This is a genomic window from Blautia sp. An81, assembly GCF_002161285.1.
Classification (GTDB): domain Bacteria; phylum Bacillota; class Clostridia; order Lachnospirales; family Lachnospiraceae; genus Blautia; species Blautia ornithocaccae.
Genome location: NZ_NFHH01000049.1, coordinates 1 through 11,460 on the forward strand (window position 1 = coordinate 1; position 11,460 = coordinate 11,460).

Genomic DNA, 11,460 nt, shown 5'->3' on the forward strand with positions numbered 1-11,460 from the left:
ACCAGCTATTTTCGTATCAGATACAGAGAAATGCCCATCTCCATGGCTCATTCATCTGAGATAGTAACTTGAAAAACCTTTATTTTAAAGGAAAATCACTTGACAATATAGGGAGGAAACGCCCAGAGATTATCGACTGTGTACAGTATTCATGTAATAATTATGCAAGAAACGGAAGAAGCGAGTGTAGTGCCCACAATATAGAAGCAAGGGATTTATTCAATGCCGTTCTTGCCGACATCAACTGTTTTGCGGATATGGCAGTGAATGATGAAAAGGCGGTCAGGGCCATAGAAAAGCGGCTCACGGAAACAGACCAGAGCAGGGCGAAAGCATTAGAGAAAGAACGTAAGAAGCTGAACAAACGCCTTGCGGAACTGGACAGGCTGTTTTCCTCTCTCTACGAGGATAAGGTCATGGAGCGTATTACCGAGCGGAATTTTGAGATGATGTCGGGGAAATACCAGAAAGAGCAGCTTGAAATTGAAGCAAGGCTGAAAGAGGTGACGGAAACTCTTAATGAAAGCTACGAGAAATCACGGGGAATCCGTGACTTCCTCGCCCTTATCCGAAATTATCAAGGCTTAAAAGAACTGGATGCAACAGTTATAAACGCACTCATAGACAAGATACTTGTTTCGGAGCGTGAGAAGATGGCAGACGGAACAGTGAAGCAGGAAATCAAGATTTACTATAAATTCATCGGCTTTGTCGATGAATTACATATCATACCTACAAAACGGTGGGCAGCAATGCCCGCTAAAAATTGTACGGTGTGCGGCGTTGAATATGTCCCGGGCTCTGGTGCATCAAGGTATTGTCCTGCTTGTGCCAAGAAGATACGGAGGGAGAAATCAAACGAGAGCAAACGCAGGAGCAGAGAACAGAAAAGGATAGCATGTATGAACTGTCCGCAAAAAATGACCGACTGACATTGAACAGCAGGAAGGTCGTATTTTACGACAGGGCAATATGAATGATAAGGTCAAGATTTTCCGGTATGTGACGGAAGGCACCTTCGACAGCTATTCATGGCAGCTTATTGAGAACAAGCAGAAATTTATTGGGCAGATCATGACGAGCAAGTCCCCGGTACGTTCCTGTGAGGACATTGACGAAGCGGCACTTTCTTATGCAGAGGTCAAGGCACTTGCAACCGGAAACCCTTACATCAAGGAGAAGATGGACTTAGACATACAGGTGTCAAAGCTGAAGCTCTTAAAGGCGAACCACACAAGCCAGCGTTACCGTCTGGAGGACAATATCGCAAAGCATTACCCGATGCAGATCACAGCCTTAAAAGAAAGGCTTGAGGGATATCGGACGGACATTCAGACCTATGCGGCGCATAAGCCAGTGGATAAGGACGCTTTTTCCATGAAGATAGGAAACCGTACCTATACGGACAAAAAGGAAGCGGGTGCGGCGTTGATTGATATGTGCCGGAGTGCAAAACAGCCAAACATGGCAGTCACAATCGGGGAATATCAGGGCTTTAAGATGAGCGTGTCCTTTGATTCATTCTTCTCCAAGTTTACAATCAGCTTAAAAGGAAGTCTGAGCCATGAGGTGGAAATCGGAGCCGATCCGCTTGGAAATCTGCAAAGACTATCCAATGCGTTAGAGGGAATGACCGGAAAAATGGCAGATGTGGAGCAGAAGCTTTCCAATGTGGAGCATCAGCTTGAAACCGCAAAGGTGGAGGTCACGAAACCCTTTGCACAGGAGCTGGAACTGGCGGAGAAGCTAGAGCGCCTTGCAGAGTTAAATGCACTTCTTAATATGGACGAAAAGGGCGATAATGCGTTGGATATGGGCGATGATGAGCCGGAGGAAGAAAACGGAGAGCAGAGCGCACAGGCACAGGAGGGTGAGCCGGACAGGGCGGAAGATATACAGGCGGTGGCTGATGAACCGTTAAAGCCTGTTGCAAGTTTTCTGATGTCGGAACGAATCGCAGAGCATGACAAGGAACGGATGTTAGCAGACGGTTCCAGAGGGCGGGTATCCGTCAAGGAGAAACTTGCCGAGATGAAGCAGAAAATATCCGATCAGAAGATGCTGGAGAAACAGGGAATTACAAGGAGCAAAGGAAAAGAAGAAAGTTTATAAAAATTGGAGGCAGTCAAAATTGGCTGCCTCTTATGGAAGATATTTTTTTATATAAAATTATATGATTTAGAAAATATAAATTTATTCTTAGAAGATAAGGGATGATATTTGGAACCATTTGTAGTAAAATATTTATGTTAAAGAAAGTGACAAAATAAAAACTATTTGAAAATAAATTGAGATGTAATGGCATTATAAATACTATGTATAATTTCATCAATGAAGGCGGTGAATTATGAATAATTTTAGTGCAGATATTAGTGAGTTAGGAGTTGTACAATCAGCTTCAAAAATATGGGAGAAAATTAGCATATTAAGAAATCTTGATGAACGTGAAAAAAGAAAATATTCTAGAAGATGGATTTGGGAATTACTTCAGAATGCAAAGGATGTTTCAATTGATTCAGTTAATGTAAAGATTGATTACTTTCAAAAACAGATAATTTTTTCGCATGACGGGAAAAAATTTACTTGTAAAGATTTGTTATCGTTAGTGACACAAACTTCGTTTAAGGAAATGGAACAGGAGCAGGCAACAGGAAAATTTGGGACTGGCTTTATTACTACACATTTAATTTGCGAAAAAATTAGAATAATTGGATTGATTTGTGATTATGATGGCAGAATAAAAAAATTGGATTTTATTTTAGATAGATCAGGGAAAACACGTGCCGAAGTTCAAGATTTGATAAAAGAGCAGTTGAGAAAAATAGATGAGATTAATAAAATTGATACAGTTGAGAATGAGTTTGAGAATGATTTTTCAACGAGTTTTATTTATGAAATAGGTGAAAGCGTTGCTGATATAGTTCAGCAAGGAATAAATGAATTGTTTTATTGTGCACCATATGTTTTGGCATTTGTGCCTAAAATAAAAAGTATTTCTATTATTGGACAGTCAAATAACACATTTAGATTAGGCAATATTTTTAATTATAATGAATTATTTCAAAAATATACTCTTAAAGAGCAAGAGAATTCACTGATGACATATAGATATAAGGAGATATGTCTTGGGATTACAGTAAAATCACGTAATTGCAATAGTATAGTGGAGTTAAATGATAATATACCTAAAATTTTTTGTGATTTTCCGTTAGTAGGGACTGAAAAATTTCCTTTGCCTACAATAGTAAATAGTAAAATGTTTGATATAACTGAGCCACGAGACGGTATAATGCTTGGAAGTAGGAAGAATAAAGAATTGCTAATGGATTACATAACAGCTTATAAAGAATTTTTAAAGAAACTTGCATTAGAAAATTATGAAAATCTTTATTTGCTTTGTAAAATAGGAAGTTCAGAAGATGATTGGTTGCAAGATAATGTTTTAAATGTCTTAAAAAAGATTTATAGGAGAATTCCTATAGTAAAAACAATGGATGGTAAATTGGAAGCGATAGAAGATCAGGATGGAAATGTTAATATATTGTTTCCGGTTGAAAATGATCGTAGAATAGAAGAGGATATATGGGATTTATGCTCATGTTTCAATTTTATAAAGAAAACACTTCCAGCAAAAGAGGAAAATTTCAAATGGATAACTGTGGTTAGAGAAGAGAAGTTTAAATTAAATTTAAATAAAATTTTTAATATGATAAATTCTCTTAATACAATTAATGAGCTAAGTAAAAAGATTAAGAAAGAAACTAATGTCATTAGTTGGATAAATTATTTGCTTGAAATTTTAAATAAGAAGGAAGCATTACAAAATGAATTAGCAAGGATTAAGATGATACCTAATCAAAATGGTGATTTGTGTATTGAAGCTCAATTAAAAAAGGATGGTAATATTTCGAATGAGTTAAAGGATATACTGCTTGACTTAGGCGAAGATATTCGTGCAAATTTAAGAGATTGTCATATAGTAGTTCCCAATGAGAAAAATAAAGAAGTCTTAACAAATATGGATATTGCTTCCAAGATAAGAATTAAGGTGTATGAATTATTACAGAAAGAAAATGAACCGGGTGCTGTAAGAACAGAGCATACTAAGAAGGTATTTAAAAAACTTATCATATGGTTTAGTGATAATCAACAGGAGGCAGAACGAATATTTTCGGATCTTTATGAGCATAAGCATAAGTTATATGATGATATTGAGATTATAAAGAACATCCAATTATCTCAAGAAATTACAAAAATAATGCAAGATAATGGAATAACGGAAATTCAAGAGATTCGAAATATTATAGAAAGAGATAATTCTGTTGAGGTTCTTACAGAAAGTAGTCTTGCTTGTATGGGGATTATAAATGAGGAGGAATTTGAACGAGTATTTGCTAATGAGGATATAAAAACATATTTTAATTATGAAAAGAAACCTACTCCTGAAAATTTTATATATGCTCAGAAAATAATTCAACGTGCAAAGAAAAATGTGTTGGAGTTTTTGAGACAATACCCACAGGAATATGATTGTAGCTCATATCAGGAAACAGCAACAACTATTCTGGCAGGAATTAGGAAAAATGGAAAACCTATAAAAATTGTTGTTAGACCAAGTGATGGGGATAAGATATACATATATTATCAATCAGAGCTAGATACAATGGATTATGAAGATTATGAATTGTGGGTAGACAATAACCAAGATGATCCAAGACAACTTACATTTGGGAAATTACTAAAAATTACAGGAGTTAAAGTTATTCCACTACAAAAAATATTTTATTAGGAGATAAAATATGCTCGATGAAGAAATAGTAAAGGAACTAATCGAAGGAAAATTGGATAAACCAACAAAATTATTTGCGAGTATGGAATCAGCAAAGGACATAGCGATTATAGCAGCGGCATTTGCAAATACAAATGGAGGATATTTGCTGTTTGGGGTGCAATATACATTAGGTACAAATAGGGTAATTGGACTTGCACAAGATTTTAAAATTAATTCTATAATGCAAGAGATTCCCAATTTATTTGATGTAGTTCCAGATTATGAGTACGGTTGGATAAAGATTCAAAATGAACGCCCGATATTTGTAATGAAAGTAAATAAGTCAAAAGAAACGATATTGATACAAGGAAATAAATATGAAATGCACGAAAATGAAATTGTTAAAGTGGAGGAGAAAAAAGAGATGGATTATACAAAAGTATTTATTGTTCATGGTAGGGATAATGAGGCTAAACAAGAAGTGGCAAGATTTATAGAAAAATTGGGGTTAGAAGCAATAATTTTACATGAGCAAGTGAGTCGGAGTCACACAATTATTGAAAAAATTGAAGAATATTCAAATGTTGGTTATGCAGTTGTAATATATACTCCCTGTGATGAGGGAAGGTTAAAAGGCGAAAAGGAATTTAATAGTCGAGCACGCCAGAATGTTGTTTTTGAACATGGATTTTTAATGGGGAAAATAGGACGTAAAAATGTATGTGCATTGGTAAAAGGAGATATTGAAACTCCTAATGATATTTCAGGAGTTATTTATGAAAATATGGATAGTAGTGGTGCTTGGAAACTATCTATTGCAAAAGAATTGAAGGCGGCAGGATATCAAATTGATTTTAATAATATTATTTGATTTTTCTTTGATACGAAAGTATTAGATATATGGGTATTTTCTAAAGAACAAATACTAACTTAGATATGTAAAGAGCCATATTATCAGGCATACGGCAGCGCCATGCACATTATCTGTAATCTGTGGAGCAAGATTGAAGATGACAGGCGGCATCCGTCATATATTCTTACGGTCAGAGGTTTTGAAAATAGAATTAGACAGGCGCACCAGAGGGTAGGATGAAAGCACTTGAGAAATCTTGAGTGCTTTTCTTATGCCCGAATTTACAGCGACAGGTGCAGAAAGGAGACAGGAGTACATTGCAGAAATCAAAACGAATCAGGGCAGTAATAATAAGGATATAAGTGAATATCGTAATTGTGCATGGGCAGTCAATAATGGCTGCCTTTTGTCATGCAAAAAATAAGCAGATGGAGGAAATACTATGGCAGACGCTAAAACAGAAAAACAGAAAGTGCAGGAAATAACGGAGAAGCTGGAGCAGGGGATCAAGGAGCTTTTTGAAAGCGAGAAGTATAAGACTTATTTGAATACCATGTCTAAATTTCATAATTACAGCTTTAACAATACCATGTTGATTGCAATGCAAAAGCCTGACGCTACGTTAGTGGCCGGATTCAAAGCTTGGCAGAAGAATTTTGACAGGCACGTTAAGAAAGGGGAAAAGGGTATTCGTATCCTTGCTCCGGCACCATACAAGATTAAGGAAGAACAGGAGAAACTTGATCCGGTAACGGGAGAGATTATGCTTGACAAGAACGGGATGCCCGTTACGGAGGAAGTGGAGATTAAGATACCCGCCTTTCGTGTGGTTCCAGTCTTTGATGTGTCACAGACGGACGGAAAAGAGCTGCCGGATATAGGGGTAAATGAGCTTTCGGGAAGCGTGGAGGACTATGAGGACTTCATGCAGGCACTTACGGAGGTTTCCCCGGTTCCCATTACCTATGAAGATATAGAAGGGGAAGCAAAGGGATATTTTCACACCACAGACCACCGGATTTCCATACAGGAGGGCATGAGCCAGAGCCAGACCGTAAAGACCGCTATCCATGAGGTGGCACACGCAAAGCTCCATGACAGGGAACGGAATCAGGATATAGATAAGGTCTTAGACAAAGACCGCAACACGAAGGAAGTGGAAGCGGAGAGTGTTGCCTATACGGTGTGCCAGCACTTCGGCATTGATACCTCGGATTATTCCTTTGGGTATATCGCCGGATGGAGCAGTGACCGGGATATGAAAGAACTGAAATCTTCCCTTGATACCATACGAAAGACCGCTTCGGAGCTGATCACAGGCATTGAGGACAGGTTAGCAGAGTTACAGAAGAACAGGGCAGTGGAGCAGGAACAGAATAAGGAGAGTATTCTTCTGATACAGAATGATGATCTGACACAATACAGCCTTGTGAGTGTTGTGGGCATGGACAGACAGGAGCTTATGGACGTTCTTTCAGCCATGAGTGAGGACGATAAGCTGAGTATTCAAGCATATCTGGAGAGCAAAGGGGCATGGACTACCGAGATTGCCAATGAAGATACAAAAGAATTTGGAGAATACCACCTTGATGTCCGTTACAATACCGACACAGAGGAGCTTGTGGATATGAAAGAACGAAAGGAAATCTATGATAGAGCAATGGAGTCTGTTGCCGCCGGAGATGTAGTGGTAAAATTCTCCGGTTCGATGGGAAGTGAATGGGAGATTTCCAAAATCACAAATATGTCCCGGGATGAAGTTAAAAAGCTGCTTTATGATATGGCTCTGCTTAACGAGAATGAGTGGGACGGAGATTATAATGCGTATCTGAAAGAACATGGGGCAGAAATGACTTTGATTAGTTCCAGTGCCGGACTAAATGAACACGCACCGCAGTTTTTTGATTTTGCATACGATGCAGATACAGGCGTGAGTGCATCAACGGAATTGCCTGCCATACAGCAGGCAGAGAACCTTATCAACCGCATGGAGCATGGGGCAACGGTCTTTACGGATGATGAGAGAAATCTGATTGTGAATTACAATTACAAACTCGACGACATGGAAAAGACAAGAGAATTGGCGGAGAAACTTGCATATATGATAGAAAATCAGCCTGTAAATGAAGCACTTACGGTCATAGATGCACAGGCGGAGATTGATGCACTTCCGGATGGTATGATAGGTCTTTCCGAGATGCATGAGTATGGTTATTCCTGGAATGAAATGCTGCCTTTGACAAAGGATAAGGCAACGGAGCTTTTCGGGGAAGATGTGGCTGTGTATCAGCTCCATGAGGACGGTTCCGAAACGCTCATTGAGGATTTGGAAGAATTAAAGGAGCATAAGGGCATTTTCGGCGTGGAAAAGGACGATTGGAGTGCCTATCTGGAACACCAGAGTATGAAACAGGAGTTAGAGGAAAGCCCTGCCAACAGGGAAGCACAGCTTTTGTTTGGCAGTGAGGACAGATTTGGCATTTATCAGCTCAAAGATACAGAGGAAGCAAGGGACATTCAATTTATGGGAATGGACTATCTTGAAAGCAAGGGCATTGCGGTCACAAGGAAGAATTATGATCTGCTTTATACCGCACCGTTAGAGGAAGGCACAAGCCTTGAAGAAATTTACCCCCGCTTTAATATAGATCGCCCCACAGACTTCCGGGGACATTCCCTTTCCGTCAGTGATGTGGTGGTGCTTCATCAGAACGGAGAGAACACAAGCCATTATGTGGATTCCTTTGGTTACAGGGAAGTGCCGGAATTTACAAGGGAGCTTATGGCGGAGCATACAAAAGAGCAGGCTTCGGTTATTGATGAAACAACGGAGATCCTTTCGGAGATAGCACAGGAACACGCAAACGATGAATCGGACAGGGAAAATGAAGAGTTCCTCGTCAATTACAACGAATGGCGTGAGGTCAGTACGCTTGACTTTGAACAGAATTACTTTGCCATTGACGATCCGTATGCAGACGGGGATTTCAGGCTTTTGCATTTGCAAAACCAGATCAAGGACATCACACCTGCAGGAGTGCATTACGATACCTATGAGGAAGCTGCGGCTGCTTTATATGAAGCAGAGCGGGAAATGGCGAATATGCCTTTCAACAAGGAAAATAACATCGGTTCCTATATGGTAAACGGAAGGGCACAGCTTGAGCGCATCATGGAAGCAAGACAGCTTCAGAAGCACATGGACATTGAAAATGACAAGGTATCCTACTATGTCATTGCCGATTTAAGCACATGGGCAGAGAATAGTCCGGAAAGGAGCAAGCTGGAGCGTTTTGACAGCATTTCTGAAGCAATGGAAGCATTTCAGGCTTATCGTGGCAAGAATGCACAGTACAGTGATGACAAGGCAAGGACAACCTTTGGTGTCAGTGTGCATGGCATTGAGTTTGATGTAATCCATGTAAGGAATAACGAAAATGTCCTGTCCCTCGATTTTACCCACAGCAGCGAAGCAAAGGAGAGTAAGCACTTCATGGACGATTTGCAGACATTGAGTGACAGCATCGGCATCGACAAGGTAAGAGTACACCGGGATATGACACCGGAGGAAGTGAAAGACTTTGTGAAGCGGCGTTTTGAACATCAGTTGAAACAGGGCGGTCTTGATGATATTTCACTTTATATGAGCCGGTTCGATACGCTCTACGAACAGGGCAAGATGGAGAAGTTAATGCCTACTGCAAACCAGAAGCATATTGAGGAAAATGTACCGATTATGGAGTGGGACAATCCGTATTTTGAGGTAAAAGAACTGGAGCAGATGGCATTTTCCATAAAAGATAAATTTGTCAGTATACAGACCTGTACGGAGGGATATGATTATTCCGTTTTTGATGCGGATTACAAGCTGATTGACGGTGGTGTGTATGATAATCCTGATATTTCCATTTATGCGGCGTTAAAGGACGTGCTGGAGGACTTTGGATTGTCAGAACAGGATAAGCGTATTCCGGTGGATTATGATGAGCTTATGGAGAAAACAGAAGCGGTAGAGCGTGAGCAGTTAAATGAGCGTATACGGGCAGAAGCACCGGAAGCAGACAGTGTTGTTGCTGATTTCAAGCAAAGACAGAGGAATTATTTAACGGAATCGACGGACAGACACAGGACGATATAGAGCAGACTGTATGGGCATATCTGCAATCCAAGATTGACGAGTATGAGATAGATGTTGAGCTTGTGGATGTGGTGGTGTCCGGAAGCAGATGCAGAGGTCTGGAGAAAGCAGGCTCCGATCTGGATGTGGTTGTGGAGTATAAGGGCAGGGAGCACGAAGATGATCTGTTCAATGCCTTTAACGAGGACGGTCTAATGATTGGCGGCATAAAGGTTGACATCAATCCTATCACAGAGGGCAAGACCGGAACACTTGCAACCTATCTTCCCGGAGTGGAGAGCTATCTTGCAGAGAAACAGGCAATGCAGAAAGCGCCTGCTGTGGAAGCCATACCGGAGAAAATTGTTACCTTAACGGTTGCAGAGTGCGGTGAATTTCATAGTCTGGGAGAGTTCCATGAGAATATCGCAAGCGTGGAGGAAGCAATCGCTGTGTGGAAAAGCATACCGCCGGAGCGCATGAATGGGATTCCGAGCATCGGCATCAACATACATACCGAGGGAACCGAGCGTTATGAGGACGTGGAAATGGATATTCTCTCCGGCAAGGTCATTGATCTGGAGGTCTTGGATTATGTACCGGATATAACAGACGATCCGAAAGCAATCGAGGTCATAGCGGAGCTGCTTGACAAGTTACCGGACATTGAGGTGCGTGGTTCACTGGAGAAGTGGCAGGCGGCTATCCTTGCTTCGGAGATAGACCAGTTTTCCTATGATTATGATACCTATCAGTATCAGGATACGGTTGAGGACAGGGAAGCACAGGTTGCCAACATCACTGAGGACATCAGAAACGGAAATACCGGGTATCTGAATGACTTTCTCAATGCGGTCATTTCTGAAGGTGTCAGAGAGGGCATTACGGACATTTTCGGACAGGGTGTGGAGATTGATGACAGCGAAGCGGTTCAGACTGCGAGAAGGGCAAAGGAGCTGCTTGACAAGCTGGCAGAATACAAGCCGCTTGCAAAGGTGGAGGAGCTTGAAGAACAGAATTACAACATGATTGATAATGTCTTAAACAACGGAGCCGAGAAAAAGGAAAAGGAGCAGACCAAAGGCAGAATTTCCATAAAGGAGAAGTTGGCAGAGAAAAAGGCAGTCATAGAGCAGAGGGATAAGGCGGAACGTACTTTACCGGAAAAGGAAACCGAGAAAAAATCACAGAGGGAGATGTAAGAAGATGAGTAAATTCACAGTAGAAGAAATCAATTTCATGTGTGTGTTTGAGACACAGGACAGGACGGATATGATTGGGCAGATCAGACAGGTAATGCCGCACATAAAGGACAGCGACATGGAGGAGCTTGGAGAGCAGGTGTTAGGTAAGCTCCAGAACATGACCGATGAGGAATTTGCAGAAATTTCTTTGGAAGCGGCAGAATGAATGTGAGTCGGTACTAGCAAAATTCGACTCCACATGTTATAATGTTTTTCAGTCAGATTAGAGCAGTAGGGATAGTCTTGCGGTTGTCCTTTCTGGAAACAGAAAGGAGGTCGGTATGAATACTTTAGAAGTGCTTACACTTTTACTGGTTGTATTTGCAGCCTTGACATACATAGACAATAAACGTAACGGTAGTGTAAAAAACTTTGTGGCTTTGGTAAAAAATGGCTCCTTTTTGGTAAGAATTACAGATATGACAATTCTTATCGAAAAGGAGTTTATTTATGGCAGTAGCAAAAGACCAAATCC

The 11,460-nt window shown here is 40.5% G+C and carries 6 protein-coding genes and 2 pseudogenes; all 8 read left to right on the forward strand.

The annotated features are described in order from the left end of the window. Positions 1-113: 113 nt before the first annotated feature. Positions 114-976, forward strand: a pseudogene (locus B5G33_RS20420) (DUF4368 domain-containing protein); the annotation flags it as partial. After that, positions 925-2,112: pseudogene (locus B5G33_RS20425) on the forward strand (helicase); the annotation flags it as partial. The pseudogenes B5G33_RS20420 and B5G33_RS20425, both read left to right, overlap by 52 nt. 235 nt (positions 2,113-2,347) lie before the next feature. Further along, positions 2,348-4,789 (forward strand): sacsin N-terminal ATP-binding-like domain-containing protein, encoded by a 2,442-nt coding sequence (locus tag B5G33_RS20430; protein WP_087418933.1) that lies wholly within the window; start codon positions 2,348-2,350, stop codon positions 4,787-4,789. Positions 4,790-4,799: 10 nt separating this feature from the next. Beyond that, complete coding sequence (locus B5G33_RS20435; RefSeq protein ID WP_087418934.1) at positions 4,800-5,642, forward strand: nucleotide-binding protein; 843 nt, start codon at positions 4,800-4,802, stop codon at positions 5,640-5,642. Between the two features lie 424 nt (positions 5,643-6,066). Further along, on the forward strand, positions 6,067-9,762 hold the full coding sequence (locus B5G33_RS22170; protein WP_242974796.1) for a YodL domain-containing protein: 3,696 nt from the start codon (positions 6,067-6,069) through the stop codon (positions 9,760-9,762). A gap of 62 nt (positions 9,763-9,824) precedes the next feature. Further along, the gene (locus B5G33_RS20445; RefSeq protein ID WP_242974797.1) at positions 9,825-10,943 is read left to right on the forward strand and encodes a DUF4316 domain-containing protein; all 1,119 of its coding nucleotides are present in this window, start codon (positions 9,825-9,827) and stop codon (positions 10,941-10,943) included. 4 nt (positions 10,944-10,947) lie between these two features. Continuing rightward, a complete protein-coding gene (locus tag B5G33_RS20450; protein ID WP_055171222.1) occupies positions 10,948-11,151 on the forward strand; it encodes a transposon-transfer assisting family protein in 204 nt (67 codons plus the stop codon). 115 nt (positions 11,152-11,266) lie between these two features. Continuing rightward, the coding region (locus tag B5G33_RS20455; RefSeq protein ID WP_204247446.1) for a hypothetical protein at positions 11,267-11,460 on the forward strand (194 nt) is incomplete at its 3' end.